The organism is Legionella sp. W05-934-2 (assembly GCF_964199965.1).
GTDB lineage: Bacteria > Pseudomonadota > Gammaproteobacteria > Legionellales > Legionellaceae > JAFIFT01.
Genome location: NZ_CAXMZT010000002.1, coordinates 60,525 through 77,956 on the forward strand (window position 1 = coordinate 60,525; position 17,432 = coordinate 77,956).

Below are 17,432 nucleotides of genomic sequence, written 5' to 3' on the forward strand. Positions count from 1 at the left end.
ATTATTCCTCTAACCGTAAACTCAAATCAATCGCATTAATTGACTTGGTGATCGCTCCAACGGAAATATAATCGACCCCACTTCTGGCCACTTCTTCGATTGTCTCTAGACGGATATTTCCTGAAACCTCTAATTCGCAGGGGTGATTCCCCCGTAAAGAAACAGCTTTTTGAATATCCTGTAAGGAAAAATTATCCAACATAATTCGATCAACGGCTAATGACAATGTCTCTTCCAGTTGCACTAAGGTTTCAACTTCGACTTCGATGAATATACCAGGATTTGCCTTCTTTGCTCCATACACCGCAGCGGCAATGGAACCACAGGCCTGGATATGATTTTCCTTAATCAAATAGGCATCATACAAGCCAAAACGATGATTTAAGCCCCCACCAATGGTTACAGCATATTTTTGTGCAAGTCTTAGCCCTGGAATGGTTTTTCGGGTATCTAATACACGACAATTGGTATTGGCAATTTTATCGACATAGCGCTTTGTTTGAGTGGCTGTCGCAGATAATGTTTGCAAAAAATTTAATGCCGTTCTCTCTGCCGTTAACATGGGTGCAAGAGGCCCTTCAATGATACATAGCGCCTTGGGGTGAGTGATGTATTCGCCTTCTTTGACTAACCATTCTATGATAATGTTCGGTGAACAATGATGAAAGCAAGCATCTACCCACGCTTGACCGCAAACAACCATGGGTTCTCTGCAAATAATCGATGCTTTACCAACCCGTTCTTTACTGATTAATTGAGCGGTCACATCGCCAGAACCAATATCTTCATTCAGCGCATTTAAAACAAGCTGACTAATGTACTCAATACTAATTGTCATGAACCCGCTTCCTGCGATAGTCTTTAAATCGCGCCTTAATTAATGGTGGTGCTATGACTGTTGTCACAATAACCATTAATATGATTGCTGAAAATAGCTCATCTGAAATGACGCCTAGTGTTCGACCGATGGATGCAAATACTAATCCTACCTCACCACGCGGCATCATACCGATGCCCACGAGTAACCTATCATCTTTACGATTTGCACCCCAGCCACTGACTAATTTTCCTACAATGGCGGCAATGAGTAAGGCCATTGCTAATAAAATGACTTGCCAGTGAAAAAATGACTCTAGTTTCACCTGAATGCCGATGAGTACAAAAAATAGGGGTGCTAAGATTGACTCTAAGGGAGAAGCTAAGTTTTTAATGCTAAATTCAGGTCGTGAATTCTCAGCATGGTTGGAAAAATAACCATCATGTAATATTAAACCAGCAGCAAAAGCGCCAATGATCGTTGCTAATCCCACCACCGTTGCTAACCAGGCCAATGTCATAATGAAGATAAAGGTAATAAATAGTTTGGCTTCCCATAATGATAGAAACGAGAAAAAATTAACCATTCTTCGCAAAGCCCATGGTCCGACAATAATAGCTCCCCCAAAAAATAGGACAGCCCAAATAATAATTTGCATTACTTCTTTGAGATCCACCGTGCCAGTGATGACAATACTGGAAACAACGGCAAGGATAATTAATCCTAAGATGTCATCAATCATCGCAGCACCCAGGATGGTTTGCGCCTCTCTAGTTTTTAGTCGCTTAAGCTCTCTAAGAACTCTCGCCGTAATGCCAATACTGGTCGCACATAACGTCGCTGCGACGAATAAATTGATATGATAACTTGATTGAGGAAGCATATACATTGCCACACCATAGCCCAACAATATTGGCACAGCGACTCCAATGACAGCAACGCGAAAAGACTCAACCCCTGTTTTTTTTAATTCATCCACTGAGCTATCGAGCCCTACCATAAATAGCAAAAATATAACACCGTATCGGGATAGGATATCAACCATATAACCAATTTTAATGAATTCTGTTCCATTGCTGCTCGATAATGCAGCTGCGACTTGCTTTGCATAAAACGCATTTGGGATCGCCGAGTTCACAGCTTGCACTAAATTATCGCCTTCTAATAAATCTTGAACGATTGTATAGATTGCCGATCCTTCCCTCAGCACAATAAATAAGGGGACATTGAATAAATAGAGTAAGTTACCAAGCAAAACCCCAATTAATAATTCACCCAAAACAGCAGGCTGATCCATGAGCCTCGCAAAGTAGCGGCCCAAAATGGCAAAAAAGAAAATAAACGTTACCCATAAGACCACCGGGGCAACCGGATCACTATGCCCCTTACTTGTAACAGCAAAAGCAATACATGGAATGATACTAAAAAGCAAAATTCGAATTATTTGTTTCATGACGCTTATTTACCTTTTGCTAAAAAGAGCGCTGTATCAACCACTGAATCAGGATTTAACGAAACAGAGTCGATACCCTCATCCATAAGCCAGAAAGCGAAATCCTTGTGATCCGATGGACCTTGGCCACAAATGCCAACGTATTTATTTAAACTTCGGCAGGTAGAAATGGCTTGATGCAGCAATGCTTTGACAGCAGGATTTCTCTCATCAAATTGTTGTGCAACTAAACTTGAATCTCTATCGAGCCCTAAAGTTAGCTGAGTTAAGTCATTTGAACCAATGGAAAACCCATCAAAATAGTGTAAGAATTCCTTTGCGAGCAACGAATTCGACGGCAATTCACACATCATGACAACTTTCAAGTCATTTTCACCGCGAACCAAACCATTTTCAGAAAGAACTTTAATGACGGCGGCCGCTTCATCAACAGTGCGTACAAATGGGATCATCACTTGAATATTTGTCAGCCCCATCACTTCTCGGGCCAATTTTACCGCCTGGCACTCTAAAGCAAAACAATCAGCAAATTGTGAAGAAACATAGCGAGACGCACCTCGGAATCCTAACATCGGATTTTCTTCTACGGGCTCAAATAAGGGCCCTCCGATTAGATTGGCATATTCATTGGATTTAAAATCCGATAGGCGAACGATGACGGGTTTTGGATAAAACGCACAAGCAATTGTCGCAATGCCCTCTTTTAGGCGTTGCACGTAATAATCCACGGGTGAATGGTACGCCATGGTTTTCTGTTTAATTGTTTCTTTTAAATCAGCATCTTCTAACGTATCAAATTGCAGCAATGCTTTTGGATGAATGCCGATAGTGTTTGAGATTAAAAATTCAAGTCGAGCTAAACCAACACCTGCATTGGGAATTGACTGAAATGCAAACGCACGCTCAGGGTTACCTACATTTAACATGATTTTTATCGGTAAATCAGGCATTTTTCCGACATCAATGGTCAATTTGTCATAGTCGAGCAGGCCTTCATAAACATAACCATCGTCACCTTGTGCACAAGAAACAGTAACAGGCTGGCCATCTTCAATCAGATCCGTGGCATCACCGCATCCAACAACAGCAGGTATACCGAGTTCCCGTGCAATAATTGCTGCATGGCAAGTGCGTCCCCCACGATTAGTGACAATTGCAGCCGCTCGTTTCATCACGGGTTCCCAATCGGGATCAGTCATATCCGAAATTAACACATCACCTGGTTGAACACGATCAATTTCACTGACATCCTTTATGATTTTTGCCGTTCCTTGCCCAATTCGTTGCCCAATACTTCTTCCTTCAACCAACACCTTACCCGAAACATTCAGTTGATACCGCTCAATTTGTTGCTTATTTTCGCGACTTTTCACAGTTTCAGGTCTTGCCTGCAAAATATATAAATCTCCTGTTATGCCGTCTTTTGCCCACTCAATATCCATCGGCCGTTGATAGTGCTTTTCGATTAACATGGCCTGTTTAGCCAGTAACGTAGCCTCTTCTTCCGTTATGCAAAATAGATGTTGTTCCAAAGCCTCCACAGGCACAATTTTTACAAGCGAATCACTGCTTGAATCAGCATAAACCATTTTTTGCTGCTTCGTCCCTAATGTGCGGCGAACGAGTGCAGGGCGTCCCGCGGCAAGATTTGGCTTGAACAAGTAGAATTCATCCGGATTAACAGCGCCTTGCACAACCATTTCCCCTAAACCATAGGACGCAGTGATAAAAACAACCTGATCAAACCCTGATTCAGTATCCATCGTAAATAACACGCCCGACGTGCCCATATCACTACGAACCATTTGCTGCACCCCAACCGATAACGCCACTTCATGGTGAGCGAAGTTATGATGAGCGCGATAAGCAATGGCTCTGTCATTGTATAAAGAGGCAAAAACCAGCTTGATATTTGCTAAAATATTATCGATGCCTCTGACATTTAATACAGTCTCTTGTTGCCCTGCAAAAGAAGCATCGGGTAAGTCTTCTGCTGTTGCAGACGAACGAACAGCGACAGAGAAATCATCAGAACCAATTTCGTTTACCATATTTTTGTATGCTTCGCGGACAGCTTTTTCAAATGCTGGCTCAAGGGGGGTGTTGATTATCTTTTGTCTTATTTTCTGACCACATTCAGCGAGTGCTTTGACATCATCAATATTCAGCGAGCTAAGAAGCTCGTTTATTTCTTGTTCGAGCCCATTTTGGCTAATGAATTGGCGAAAGGCCGTTGCTGTTGTTGCAAATCCACCAGGAACACGAACGCCAACTTGAGAAAGATGGCAAATCATTTCACCGAGTGATGCGTTTTTACCACCTACTTGATCAATATCATGCAAGCCAAGTTTTGCCAAATTGATTGTGTATTCCACTGATGCCATAACTACCCCAATTCCCACCAATTTATCATGAAGGTTTATTCTACTGAATAAATACTATAAAGTGAATTGCCATCGAGGCGTTTGTGAAAACAACTAGCAAATTGGCTACTGAAATAAACTTTTATCAATCGCCACCACGCGGGCTATTTCTTTCGCAATGGAGTCGTCATGAACCAGTTGTGTTAAATGCTGATCTAACGTCTGCATACCTTGTGCTTGTCCCGTTTGTATCGCAGAAAACATTTGAGCAATTTTATCTTCCCGAATCAGGTTACGAATTGCCGAGTTACAACGCATAATCTCGAGTGCCGCTACCCGTCCTCCCCCTTTCCTCTTGAGAAGAGTTTGCGCAATTACTGCCATCAATGACTCAGATAACATCGAGCGAATCATCGGCTTTTCATCTCCTGGAAACACGTCGATGATCCGGTTAATTGTTTTCGTAGCAGAGTTAGTGTGCAACGTTCCAAATACTAAATGTCCCGTTTCTGCCGCGGTCATTGCCAAACGGATTGTTTCCAAATCACGCAACTCACCCACCAAAATAATATCGGGGTCTTCCCGCAAGGCAGATCGTAGTGCTGCATTAAAACTATGTGTATCGCGATGGACTTCACGTTGGTTAACTAAACATTTTTTTGATTCATGCACGAATTCAATGGGATCTTCGACGGTCAGAATATGATCATAGCGTGATCGATTAATATAATCGATAACAGCTGCCAGTGTGGTACTTTTACCCGAACCAGTTGGCCCCGTTACTAATACCAATCCCTTTGGAAACTCAGCAATGTCTTTGAAAATTGGCGGTAAATTTAATTTTTCCATGGATAAAATTTCAGAGGGAATGGTACGAAACACAGCACCTGCCCCACGATTGTGGGTAAAAGCATTGACCCTGAATCGGGCTAAGTGCTCGATTTCAAAAGAAAAGTCCGTCTCCAAATGCTCTTCAAATTCGCGGCGTTGCTTATCATTCATGATATCATGGATGATTTTCATCACGTCTTTATGTTCTAATTTTGGAACATTAATTTTTCTTAAATCCCCATCCACCCGAATCATGGGTGGCAATCCCGCTGATAAATGTAAATCCGAGGATCCATTTTTGACTGAGAAGGCCAAGAGCTCTGTAATATTCATGGTTTTTAAGTCCCTTTACTCTTGTTAGAATTGTTTATTTGTATATTATAGTAGGTTCTTTTAAGATTTATCAAAAAGTTATGGCAACAATTGTTCACAACTTAGCCTTTGTAAACGAACAAATTAAACGAGCGCTCTTGGCCAGTCATCGTTCGCCTAATGAAGTGATGTTGCTAGCCGTCAGTAAAACAAAACCTGCTTCCGCCATCCGAGAGGCCTACCAAGCGGGGCAACGCGCGTTTGGTGAAAATTATGTTCAAGAAGCCTTAGATAAAATGAACCAATTAGCGGACTTAGCCATTGAGTGGCATTTTATTGGGTCCATCCAAAGTAAAAAGTCCGCCTATATTGCCCAACATTTTTCCTGGGTTCACACGGTAGATAGAATCAAAGTCGCTAAGCTATTAAACCAATGCCGTCCTCATAATATGCCACCATTGAATATTTGTATTCAAGTCAATCTGGATAATGAATCGTCTAAATCTGGCGTTTCGATAACCGATTGTTTACCATTAGCGACCCAGATTAAAACTATGGAAAATCTATCTCTGAGAGGGTTGATGGCGATACCTAAACCACAAACTAGCAGTGAAGCACAATTTCTAAGTTTTAGACGCTTGACCAATCTGAAGCAGGATTTATCCAATCAACTTGGATGTCCGTTAGATACGTTGTCAATGGGGATGTCTTCCGACTTAACAGCGGCAATTAGGGCAGGTAGTACCATTGTACGAGTTGGGGAAGCAATTTTTGGAGCGAGAGAATGAATATCTGCTTTATCGGTTTTGGTAATATGGCTAAAGCTATTGCTCATGGTTTAAATAGCACCGACCTTTTGGCCGTCCATGCTTGTTCACCGAGCTTAAGGGAAGGACGCCAGTCGGATGGAATTTATACACATAACGACAATAATGCCGTTATTGAGATGATGGATGTGGTGGTCTTAGCAGTCAAACCGCAACTCATTAAATCAGTCCTGCCATCACTAGCTCTTTCAAAAAACAGTGTTTTATTATCGATTGCAGCGGGGGTTACACTGGACCAATTATCCAGACTAGCCCCCAAACACCAGCCAATCATCCGAGCAATGCCCAACACCCCTATTTCAGTAGGCTATGGAGCAACCCAACTCGTGGCCAATGCTTACTGCTCTCATGAAAATAAAAACAAGGTGGATAACATTTTCTCTCATAGTGGCATCTATGTTTGGCTGGAGACTGAAGAATTAATTGATGCCTACACAGGCTTATCTGGTAGTGGGCCTGCCTACATTTTTTATCTCCTTGAATGCCTGATCGAAGGAGCACAAAAATTAGGTATTGATAAAGCGCATGCGAGAGAATATGCTGAACAAACCATGCTTGGTGCCCTTAAACTCAGCCAAAAAAGCCAGCTCCCCCTTGAAACATTAAGGCAACAGGTAACATCACCTGGTGGTGCAACGGCAGAAGCATTAAAGGTCATGGAAATGAATCATTTAAACACAATCATAGCTGAGGCCATGGCAGCTTCCTGCAATAAGGCGAAACAACTAAGTGAGAGTGCTCAATGAATGCAATTTTAACTGTTATCCTATACCTATATTCACTCGTTTTTGCGATTATTAGCTATGCGCTACTCATCCGCATCGGTTTATATTATTTTAAAGTGAGTCCGTTTCATCAAATTAGTCAACTAGTTAATAACTTAACCAATCCACTCGTTAATCTCAGTAAAAAGGTCTTTGATTTAGAAAAAAATCGTCCCATCCTTCCCTACAATGTGGTCATCACACTACTAATCATTGTCATTATCAAATACATCATCGGCGATATTCTCTTTTATCGAGCGCTTCCTTTCCATTATCTATTGATTCTCATCGTCGCCGATTTGGTGATTATGCCGCTTAATTTACTGTTTTTTGCTATTTTAATTCGTGCAGTTATGAGTTGGGTGCGCCCAGATTGGCATCATCCAGTCCAAGATATCTTAGTTTTATTTACAGAACCGTTGCTCAAGCTTGGTCGCTACATACTACCAAGTATGTCAGGCTTTGATTTTTCACCGTTAGTTATACTACTTCTGCTGCAATTAATGAGTATTTTCATTTCTGCTTCATTACCGGTTCGCCTAATATAATTCGCATTTTACGTAGCCTTGCGTCTATAATTATATTAATTGCGGGAATCCAGGAAACGACGATGAAATATTTCCTATTAATTAGTGGCTTATTAGCCATCAACCTATCTATAGGTTTCGCTGGCACCAATTATTTTTGCCCCGGTAAAAATCAGACAATATCGGTTGGTATGTCGGAAGACCAAGTCGCCGCTTCTTGCGGGCAGCCGTTAAGCAAACAACAAAGCCAAAGCGCAGCAACTGAAAAAGTGCCTGTCCAGCAATTAATCTATAATCAAGCGGGTGGATCAAAAGCATTTTATGGTGTTTGGCAAATTCCAACGGGTAATAATCATGGCACCAGTTTGGTTGTTAGCGTGATGGATAATAAAATTGTCGATATCCAAATGGATGGTGGCAGTGTGAATGCCAACTCAATTTGTGATGGTGGCAGTTTTTCTGTAGGGGACCCTGTTAGCATGGTGTACACCGCTTGTGGCAACCCCAGCAATATGAATAATACCTTTATACGTAAACCATTACCTGGCATCAAAAAACCTGAGACCTGGATATATCAATTCGGACAATATCAACCACCTCTTCAACTGAAGTTTCAAGGCGGAAAATTAATCGAAATCAATGATGGATCTTGATAGATAGCGTTATTACGCCATTCCGAACATGTCAAACATAGGCCATAATCAGAAATACGCAAGATGTCGAGGAAACCATTTTTATCAGTTAAATAGGTATTTTTGATTTCCATGCAGAGTTTTGTTGATTTGCACCCCTGTTTTCGAGTAATCTCGAACTTTTTTGATTGGAATGCTTTCTATGAATGAACATGTTGATGATTTAACCGTAACTTATGAAGAAAATGGTATTGAAACAACCAAAGAATTAGATAAAGTAATATTATCAAAAGGTGCCTGGGCTACGGTGATGTTTCGTTACCAAGACTGGGATAACGCTAAAGGCGAATATGGTCCCGTTAAGTACTCCATACGTCGATATCAAAAGAGAAACGGCGAATATTGGCAAAAATCAAAGTTTAATATTTCCAGTGAAGATCAAGCGAAAAAAATAATCGAAGCCTTACAAAACTGGATGCAATGACGTTTGACCGGGCCAATAGCCCGGTCTGCAAAAGCCCCTACTCACTCACAGTAAATATTTTTTCTAACTTTGTTAGATTATGCTTCGTGTAGGCTTTGCCGAGCTGCTTCACTTGTGCTATATCAGCCACTGACTTAAATGGCCCATGTTCACTTCGATAAGCGACAATAGCACGCGCTCGCCGCAACCCTAAGCCTTTATAAGCTTTTTGTATCTCTTTTGCTTCTGCTTTATTGAGGTTTATGGTGTGTGGCGTCTGGGTTTTAACCTGGGTTGCTGGCGGTGTCTTGGCTGCTGCCAACACATTGGTTGATACGAGTGAAATAACAACCATTCCAGATAGAAGAATCGACTTCATACTAACTCCTTTATATCATTGATTGGACTTAAAAGCGTCGTTAATACTGACGCTTAACCTTGAACCCTATCAAGGCAAACAGATTCTACCGAACTTATTTATTAATTTCAAGCGGGTATGCTCACTAATAAACTTCCTTCAATTTTCTTTATCCCAGACATGAGGGCAAGGTGCTCAAAGGGCGGATGAGGGGTTGCTGAATCGAAGGCATGATTTCGATGTGGAACTCATTGTGCTTGAGATACCCATAAAAAAAGCCCGCAGAAAGCGGGCTTTTTAGGAGGTAGCCCAATTTGGCTACCAAAAGCAGTATGACTCAGCTTGGACTTACATCATGCCCATGCCGCCCATGCCGCCCATACCACCCATGCCGCCCATATCGCCAGCAGCACTGTCTTCTTTCTTAGGTAAATCAGCAACCATGCACTCTGTGGTTAACATAAGGCTAGCAATCGATGCCGCATTTTGTAATGCTGTGCGAGTGACTTTCGTTGGGTCAAGAATACCTAGCTCAACCATATCACCGTACTCACCAGTAGCCGCATTAAAACCAAAGTTACCTTTGCCTTCACGTACTTTGTTTACAATCACAGAGCTTTCATAGCCAGCGTTGCTAACAATTTGGCGCAATGGTGACTCGATTGCACGACGCAATAAGCTGATTCCCATATCTTGATCAGCATTCTCACCTTTAATCTTATCAAGCGCTACTTGTGCACGAATTAGAGCCACGCCACCACCGGCAACGATACCTTCTTCAACAGCTGCACGAGTTGCATGCAACGCATCTTCAACGCGCGCTTTCTTCTCTTTCATTTCAACTTCAGTCGCAGCACCTACTTTAATGACAGCAACACCGCCAGCTAATTTAGCAACACGCTCTTGAAGTTTTTCACGATCGTAGTCAGAAGACGTTTCTTCCATTTGAGCACGAATTTGTTTAACGCGTCCTTCGATTTCTGTCGCTTTGCCTTCACCATCAATGATAGTCGTGTTTTCTTTTGTAACAACCACACGCTTAGCAGCACCTAAATCTTCTAAGGAAGCACCTTCTAAACTCTTGCCAATTTCCTCGGAAATAACTTGGCCGTTGGTCAAAATAGCAATATCTTGCAACATTGCCTTACGACGATCACCGAAACCAGGTGCTTTAACAGCGCAAACTTTAACAATCCCACGCATGTTATTCACAACTAAAGTTGCTAACGCTTCGCCTTCAACATCTTCGGCAATGATCAGTAAAGGACGACCTGATTTTGCGACGGCTTCAAGAACGCCTAACATTTCACGAATGTTAGTAATTTTCTTATCAACTAACAGAATGTATGGGCTATCTAGTTCAGCACTCATATTTTGTTGATTGTTGATGAAGTATGGAGAAATGTAGCCACGATCAAACTGCATCCCTTCTACGACAGAAAGTTCATTCTCTAAGCTATTACCTTCTTCAACCGTGATAACGCCTTCTTTACCAACTTTTTCCATTGCATCGGCAATTAGCTGACCAACGATCGTATCAGCATTGGCAGACACCGTACCAACTTGGGCAATTGCTTTGCTGTCACGGCATGGCTTAGACATGGATTGTAATTTTTCAGTGACGGCAGCAACCGCTTTATCAATTCCGCGCTTCAAATCCATCGGGTTCATACCAGCAGCAACCGCTTTGTGACCCTCTGTCAGAATTGCTCGTGCCAATACAGTTGCAGTGGTCGTACCATCACCTGCTGTATCAGAGGTTTTAGAAGCCACTTCTTTAACCATTTGAGCACCCATGTTTTTAAAGTGGTGTTCAAATTCAATTTCTTTAGCAACCGAAACACCGTCTTTTGTGACAGTTGGTGCACCGAAAGAACGCTCTAATACAACATTACGTCCGCGAGGACCCATCGTTACTTGAACTGCATCTGCTAATGCATTGACGCCGGCGATCATTTGTTGGCGGGCATTGTCGCCAAATATTAATTCTTTAGCCATTACTATCTCCTGATTAACTCATTCAATTATTTTTCAATTACACCCATGATGTCATCTTCTTTCATGACAACGAGCTCTTCACCATCAATTTTGACTTCAGTGCCAGAATATTTCCCAAACAGAACAACATCCCCTACTTTAACTGCTAAAGCACGAACGTCACCATTATCAAGATACTTGCCAACACCAACAGCAACTATTTGACCTCGCATGGGTTTCTCAGTAGCACTATCGGGAATAACGATGCCACCAGCTGTTTTACGTTCTTCTTCCAACCGACGAACGACAACACGATCGTGTAAAGGACGAATTTTCATACTCGTTTTCTCCTGGTTAATTTAAACTCTATTTTTATCAAGCGGGATAAACCGCTATAGGGTCATGTTTCAATCTATGAAACAGGATGACAAACATATATGGACATTTACGAATTTTTCAAGGAAGATTTTACAAAAAAATTTGTTTTTTATCTTTGAATCGATACAATAAGGATGGTCTTTATTTTTTTAGCTCAAATTATAATCGATATGCCCAAGATTCTACTATTCCTATTGATGTCTATTCTATCAATCAATACCATCGCCTCACCTCTTCCCGCTGAAGAAGCATTCTCCTTATCAACACAAGTACAAAGCCCAAACACGATACGGGTGACGTTTCATATTAAACCGGGTTATTTTATCTATAAAAATCGCCTCACGCTAAAAGAATCGAGTCCAGAGCGTTTCACCATCCAAAATACACATTACCCAAAAAGCGAATTGAAACGAGATGCTCAGGGTAAAAAAATTGCGATTTATCGCCAAATCATTAACCTTCCTGTGATCATCCAAGCAACTACACAGGGTATCGCTCAACTACAAGTCAATTACCAAGGCTGCTCAGATGAGGGCTTTTGTTATCCGCCACAGCACCATATGGTCAATCTAGCTTTTAATGAGAATCGGCAACTCATTCATAGCCAATTGATAAATCCAATCACGAACAAGATTGATAAAGCGATTCTTCTTATTTCGCAAGATAAAGCGGTCGAAAAACTCTTTACTGAACGTCATCCGTTTACCGTGCTATTGCTATTTTTTGGTTTTGGACTTCTCTTATCATTGACGCCCTGCGTCCTGCCAATGATTCCTGTGCTATCAAGCATCATCGTTGGGCAAGGTCAGACTGTGACCATGCGACGAGCGTTTTTAGTTTCGCTAAGTTATGTCCTAAGCATGGCCTTGACCTATGCACTTGTTGGGGCTTTGGTCGCTCTGCTAGGATCTAATCTACAATTGATTATGCAATCCAACTGGGCTATTACCTTATTTAGCTTAGTTTTTGTCTTGCTTGCCTTGGCCATGTTTGGCTTTTACGATCTGACGTTACCCCCAAGCTGGCAAGCGAAGCTTGCGAATGTTCAAAGACGCCAGCAAGGGGGGCATTATCTTGGCGCTGCGATAATGGGCTGCTTATCGACGCTCATATTATCCCCCTGTGTCACCGCACCGCTTCTTGGTGCATTGGGCTATATCGCGCAAACCGGCAAGGTTGTGTTTGCAAGCCTAGCGCTGTTTTTCCTAGGGCTTGGCATGGGCACCCCGCTGTTAATCATTGGCACAGCAGCCGGGCGATACCTGCCTAAAGCAGGTCAATGGATGAACCTAGTTAAATCGTTTTTTGGCATTTTGTTATTAGCCCTAGCTATCTACCTATCAAGTCGAATTCTATCTGAGTTCATGACTATGTTACTCTGGGCTGCTTTATTGATCTTTTCAGGCCTCTATGTGGGTGGCATCCTCCCAAACCAGCAACGTGGCAAGCGCTCGTTTCAAACGTTAGGCATCTTACTGTTTATGTATGGTTTTCTGATACTTATTGGCGCATCCATGGGCGCAGACGATCCGATGAAGCCACTGACAAAGCTCGCCGCCCCAAAAGCCTCATCCAATATACATAACAATCGTCACGTTGTTTATAGCCAATTAGCACTGACTGAAGCCATTGAAAAAGCCCATGGCAAACCCGTGTTTATCGATTTTTATGCCGATTGGTGTGCATCTTGCAAAGCCATGGAAAAAGGGGTACTCAATAAAGGGGCTATTGAGAAAGCACTAAGTGACTATGTCGTTATTAAGGCCGATGTTACCCGGCTTAACGACGAGCAGAAGGCGATGTTGAAATACTTTCAAGTCATCGCGCCACCGACGTTTATCTTCCTGGACAAGCAAGGTCATGAACTCATCGAGCACCGATTGATTGGCGAGCAATCCGAAGAATCATTATCCCAGCATTTACAATCAGTCGCTCAATGAAGCATAGTCAGCGTATAAATCATATTCATCATTATCTTCAATGATAACGTCAACCATGTCCCCTACTGCAACAGAAGCGTTGAGGGGAAGGTAGACTAACCCGTCAATTTCAGGTGCGTCTGCCTGACTTCGGGCAACGACTTTGTCGGGTTGGATTTCATCCACTAACACCGTTAATTGATTGCCTATCTTTTGCTGCATTTTCTTAAAACTAATGTCAGCTTGTACTTGCATAAAGCGATGATAACGGGCTTCTTTAACTGATTCTTCCACTGGGTTTGCCAATTCGTTCGCTTTGGCACCTTCAACGGGGGAATATTGAAAGCACCCCACTCGGTCAAGCTGTGCTTGTTGCAAGAATGCTAATAAATGCTCAAACTCTTCTTCCGTTTCCCCAGGAAACCCCACAATAAACGTTGAGCGGATGGTGATTTCTGGACATATCGCTCGCCATGACTGAATTCGATTGAGCGTATTTTCTTGATTGGCGGGCCGCTTCATCGCTTTTAAAATTCTTGGATGGGAATGTTGTAAAGGAATATCTAAATAAGGGAGGATTTTGCCATCACGCATCAAAGGGATAATGTCATCGACGTGAGGATAGGGATAGACATAATGTAATCGTACCCAAAGACCAAGCTCGCCTAATTGTTCGCATAAATCATAAAATCGCGTTTTGATTGGTTTATTTTGCCACGTCTTTTCAACGTACTTTGTATCCACACCATAGGCACTAGTATCTTGGGAAATAACCAAAATCTCTTTAACGCCTGCGTTCTTTAATCGTTTCGCTTCCGAAAGCACCTGCTCGATAGGGTAGCTTTGCAATTTTCCTCGCATGGTAGGAATAATGCAAAAAGTGCATTTTTGATTACAACCTTCGGATATTTTTAAGTAGGCATAGTGTCTTGGCGTTAACTTTATCCCTTGAGGGGGAATTAATTGGGTAAACGGATCCGTTGGTGGGGGTAAGTGTCGGTGGACCGCTCGCACAACCTCTTCATACGCATGTGCCCCTGAAATATGTAAGACATCGGGACAAGCCTGCTTAATGATGTCTGCCTTGGCACCTAAACAACCCGTTACGATCACACGCCCATTCTCAGCCATGGCCTCTTTAATCGTGTCCAGTGACTCTTGCACTGCCGAATCTATAAAACCACAGGTGTTAATGACAACAACCCCGGCATCTTGATAGGAATTGGATAATTGATATCCTTGCGCTTTGAGCTGGGTAATGATTCTTTCCGAGTCAACCAGTGCTTTAGGACAGCCGAGGCTGACAAATCCGACATTGTGATTCATAAACATCTATATGACAAATAATTTGGCAGATTATATCGCGCAATCACCTATTTTGTCTATCTCGGCGGATAGAATACTTTGTTGAGGCGGCAATCCATCAGCGTTAGCAAATAATGATAAATTGGTAAGGCTCGGCTTTTCCGGTAAGTCTACCGCACTGACTAATACGTCTTCTAGTTCTCGGATATTGGCTATTCTCTTAGCTATCATTGACAAAGAATTTGCATTAATTAACATCGGTTCTTCTGATAATGCCACTGTGGCACGATAATAATTCACCAATGAATCAGGCCAAATCGTTTTTATCGACATGCGATTTAAGATTGATAACACAGTACCTTGAATCTCCAAAAACAAATCACCACTGCTCTGCTTATTATGAAAGGCAATTTGGACCACATCTTTGAGGGGAATTGGCATAACTTTATCCAAGGAGCCAGCTGTTATTAATTCATCCAATGCAATGGCCGCTTCATAATTTCGAAAAAACTCATCTAAAAAGGATGCTGATTTATACTTCGTTGTTTTGAAATCATGTTCCAACGACTCCCGGTATTTACTTAGTAGATCATTGTGGAAAGTCGTTTTGCCTAAACGTTCCATTAAAACGTCTCGAAATGCATCACGAACGCTTTCAAAATTACCACGCCGGTTCCTGTGAGCTATCGTTGCCTCTTCAATAACCTTTATCAACTTATCACGATGCTCAACCTTTAAATCGGATTGATCTAAAAATAAGGGGCAATAATCGATTTTAGGATAATAAATATAGGATGGGTAATGGCTCGGTATATGCTTCGTATTGAAACCAAATAGCTCCATAACGGAAATCATCGTTGAATATTGATCAGACTTTTCATCGACTAATTCGTCTTGATCATTGATATTATAGGGATCGAGGTAGCCAAAATGGCCTCTTTTTCCATATACCGGCATATCAATACGATAAGCAAGACCTAGATCAATTAACTTGGGTTTTAATTGACCTTTGACAAGTTCTAATCGTATGTTTGCTGGTTTAATATCCGTATGGACAATGCCATATTGATGATGAAACTCATCCACCATATCCAATATGGCTATAGCCAGACCTAACGCTTGATTCGTCGTCATGATTGAAGGATACGCACGCCACATTTTTATCCATTTTTTCAAGCTTTCAAAACCGACTTTAGCCATGATCGTGGTAAACGCATGATGGCTATCAATCAAATCATATTTGATTTTGAAATAAGGAATTTTCGCCAACAGATTAAATTCATCGGCGGCTTCACCAATACTCATCCGCTGAATGGGGCCATTTGATGTTGGCATTAATGATGGCTCTATGGATGACGACATCATCGAGTCATCTTCATAGGTAGTTTTCGCAATGCGCGTTGTTTTAGTTTTATAATCAAACGCTTCGTTCTTAATTTGCCATCGAACACTGATATTTTTTACTTCACCAAACGCCCCCTTTGCTAGTATCCAGTTATCCAAAACAAAGTATTTATCACTCCCAGAAAGGGGCTGTTTAACATCGTTGACTAGTCGGATAGCTTTAATAAGACTATGGGTTGGAATTAAGTTGATAGGCTTGCCATCCTTTTCAACTTGGTAGGGTTTTGATGCCATAAAGTAAGTTTCATGGGGGTAGGTTTTAATTAACTTTTCAACCCACTTAGCATTTTCAACATGAGTAGGATTAAAAATCTGATCGTCCATTGATCATCTCCATTTAATCAACTTCACTAGGGATACTATCTACTACCTTAATTCATAGTCATATTTTGCACAAGAGGTTTGCTTTCCATGATAAGAATGCTACTATGGCATTAATCATGGATATATGCCAATTGCTATAATCAATAACTAAGTAACTTGCTTTTTTAAGCGTCTTGGTTATATTAATGATATAGATTAACCAAAGAGATCGCTTTATGACGACCAATTTGTATAGTAACGAATCAATAATCGTAAGCCTGGTGGCAGATGACTTATTAGAAAGTCGCATTGAACATGCGTTACAAGCAGGGTTTCGTCGTATTGAGGTGCAAAGCCATGACATGAGCCGGCTAAAAGCAATCAAAGAAAAATTTGGGGACATCATTTTGGGTGCAGGCTTGGTTATCACGACGCAACAGCTTGAAGATAGCTACCTTGCTCAAGTTGATTTTGTCACCAGTCCCGGCTTTTTACCCTCACTTGTGCAAACCGCTTCGATTTATTCCATTGATTATTTGCCAGGTGTAGCGACCGTGTCAGAAGCCATGCAAATCTTTGCGTTGGGCTGCAAAAAAGTTCGCCCTTTGCCAGCTTCTTTATCCTTTTGTCAAACGTTATCGCATTACCTTCCTGAATTAAAGCAAATACCGGCTGATATTGATTGGGATATAGCAGAACAATACCTGGCAATCCCATCTGTCATCTCGGTTAGCATTTGCAATCCTGAAAATGAACACTTAAAAGCAATGACTGAAAACCAAGTTGTCTCTTAACAAAT

The 17,432-nt window shown here is 41.7% G+C and carries 16 protein-coding genes; 7 read left to right on the top strand and 9 right to left on the bottom strand.

The window, feature by feature from the left end:
- Window position 1: 1 nt before the first annotated feature.
- The 4 genes from nadC to AB3348_RS02240 form a co-directional block, all read right to left on the bottom strand.
- Window positions 2-838 carry a carboxylating nicotinate-nucleotide diphosphorylase gene (gene nadC, locus AB3348_RS02225; protein ID WP_367605926.1) on the bottom strand — a complete coding sequence of 279 codons (837 nt, stop codon included), beginning with the start codon at window positions 836-838 and terminating at the stop codon, window positions 2-4.
- Entirely contained in the window at window positions 828-2,270 is a 1,443-nt protein-coding gene (locus AB3348_RS02230) for a cation:proton antiporter (RefSeq protein WP_367605927.1), read from the bottom strand. Before AB3348_RS02230 ends, nadC begins: the two co-directional genes overlap by 11 nt.
- Before the next feature lie 5 nt (window positions 2,271-2,275).
- Complete coding sequence (gene ppsA / locus AB3348_RS02235) at window positions 2,276-4,654, bottom strand: phosphoenolpyruvate synthase (RefSeq protein WP_367605928.1); 2,379 nt, start codon at window positions 4,652-4,654, stop codon at window positions 2,276-2,278.
- 105 nt (window positions 4,655-4,759) lie between these two features.
- Window positions 4,760-5,797, bottom strand: a complete 1,038-nt coding sequence (locus tag AB3348_RS02240; protein ID WP_367605929.1) for a type IV pilus twitching motility protein PilT — start codon at window positions 5,795-5,797, stop codon at window positions 4,760-4,762.
- Window positions 5,798-5,877: 80 nt separating this feature from the next.
- Between AB3348_RS02240 and AB3348_RS02245 the strand changes: the two genes are divergently transcribed.
- From AB3348_RS02245 to AB3348_RS02265, 5 genes are all read left to right on the top strand, one after another.
- The gene (locus AB3348_RS02245; RefSeq protein ID WP_367605930.1) at window positions 5,878-6,564 is read left to right on the top strand and encodes a YggS family pyridoxal phosphate-dependent enzyme; all 687 of its coding nucleotides are present in this window, start codon (window positions 5,878-5,880) and stop codon (window positions 6,562-6,564) included.
- Window positions 6,561-7,349, top strand: coding sequence for a pyrroline-5-carboxylate reductase (gene proC / locus AB3348_RS02250; protein ID WP_367605931.1), 789 nt, complete (start codon window positions 6,561-6,563; stop codon window positions 7,347-7,349). The genes AB3348_RS02245 and proC overlap by 4 nt, the downstream gene beginning before the upstream one ends.
- Window positions 7,346-7,915 (top strand): YggT family protein, encoded by a 570-nt coding sequence (locus tag AB3348_RS02255; RefSeq protein WP_367605932.1) that lies wholly within the window; start codon window positions 7,346-7,348, stop codon window positions 7,913-7,915. Before proC ends, AB3348_RS02255 begins: the two co-directional genes overlap by 4 nt.
- 62 nt (window positions 7,916-7,977) lie before the next feature.
- Complete coding sequence (locus AB3348_RS02260; protein ID WP_367605933.1) at window positions 7,978-8,547, top strand: DUF2845 domain-containing protein; 570 nt, start codon at window positions 7,978-7,980, stop codon at window positions 8,545-8,547.
- 181 nt (window positions 8,548-8,728) lie between these two features.
- Window positions 8,729-9,010, top strand: coding sequence for a hypothetical protein (locus tag AB3348_RS02265; protein ID WP_367605934.1), 282 nt, complete (start codon window positions 8,729-8,731; stop codon window positions 9,008-9,010).
- Between the two features lie 37 nt (window positions 9,011-9,047).
- On the opposite strand, the gene AB3348_RS02270 is transcribed toward AB3348_RS02265, so the two are convergent.
- The 3 genes from AB3348_RS02270 to groES all read right to left on the bottom strand — a co-directional run bounded on the left by AB3348_RS02270 (window position 9,048) and on the right by groES (window position 11,662).
- A complete protein-coding gene (locus tag AB3348_RS02270) occupies window positions 9,048-9,368 on the bottom strand; it encodes a ComEA family DNA-binding protein (protein ID WP_367605935.1) in 321 nt (106 codons plus the stop codon).
- A gap of 327 nt (window positions 9,369-9,695) precedes the next feature.
- On the bottom strand, window positions 9,696-11,345 hold the full coding sequence (gene groL / locus AB3348_RS02275; RefSeq protein ID WP_367605936.1) for a chaperonin GroEL: 1,650 nt from the start codon (window positions 11,343-11,345) through the stop codon (window positions 9,696-9,698).
- Window positions 11,346-11,371: 26 nt separating this feature from the next.
- Window positions 11,372-11,662 carry a co-chaperone GroES gene (gene groES / locus AB3348_RS02280; RefSeq protein ID WP_367605937.1) on the bottom strand — a complete coding sequence of 97 codons (291 nt, stop codon included), beginning with the start codon at window positions 11,660-11,662 and terminating at the stop codon, window positions 11,372-11,374.
- 210 nt (window positions 11,663-11,872) lie between these two features.
- Between groES and dsbD the strand changes: the two genes are divergently transcribed.
- Window positions 11,873-13,642 (top strand): protein-disulfide reductase DsbD, encoded by a 1,770-nt coding sequence (dsbD, locus tag AB3348_RS02285; protein WP_367605938.1) that lies wholly within the window; start codon window positions 11,873-11,875, stop codon window positions 13,640-13,642.
- Here dsbD and rimO read toward each other — a convergent pair.
- On the bottom strand, window positions 13,628-14,947 hold the full coding sequence (rimO, locus tag AB3348_RS02290; RefSeq protein ID WP_367605939.1) for a 30S ribosomal protein S12 methylthiotransferase RimO: 1,320 nt from the start codon (window positions 14,945-14,947) through the stop codon (window positions 13,628-13,630). The two genes, dsbD and rimO, sit on opposite strands and share 15 nt — an antisense overlap.
- Window positions 14,948-14,977: 30 nt before the next feature.
- On the bottom strand, window positions 14,978-16,654 hold the full coding sequence (locus tag AB3348_RS02295) for a hypothetical protein (protein ID WP_367605940.1): 1,677 nt from the start codon (window positions 16,652-16,654) through the stop codon (window positions 14,978-14,980).
- Between the two features lie 215 nt (window positions 16,655-16,869).
- Here AB3348_RS02295 and AB3348_RS02300 point away from each other — a divergent pair, with 215 nt between their 5' ends.
- Window positions 16,870-17,427 (top strand): bifunctional 4-hydroxy-2-oxoglutarate aldolase/2-dehydro-3-deoxy-phosphogluconate aldolase, encoded by a 558-nt coding sequence (locus tag AB3348_RS02300; protein ID WP_367605941.1) that lies wholly within the window; start codon window positions 16,870-16,872, stop codon window positions 17,425-17,427.
- The last annotated feature ends 5 nt before the right edge of the window (window positions 17,428-17,432 follow it).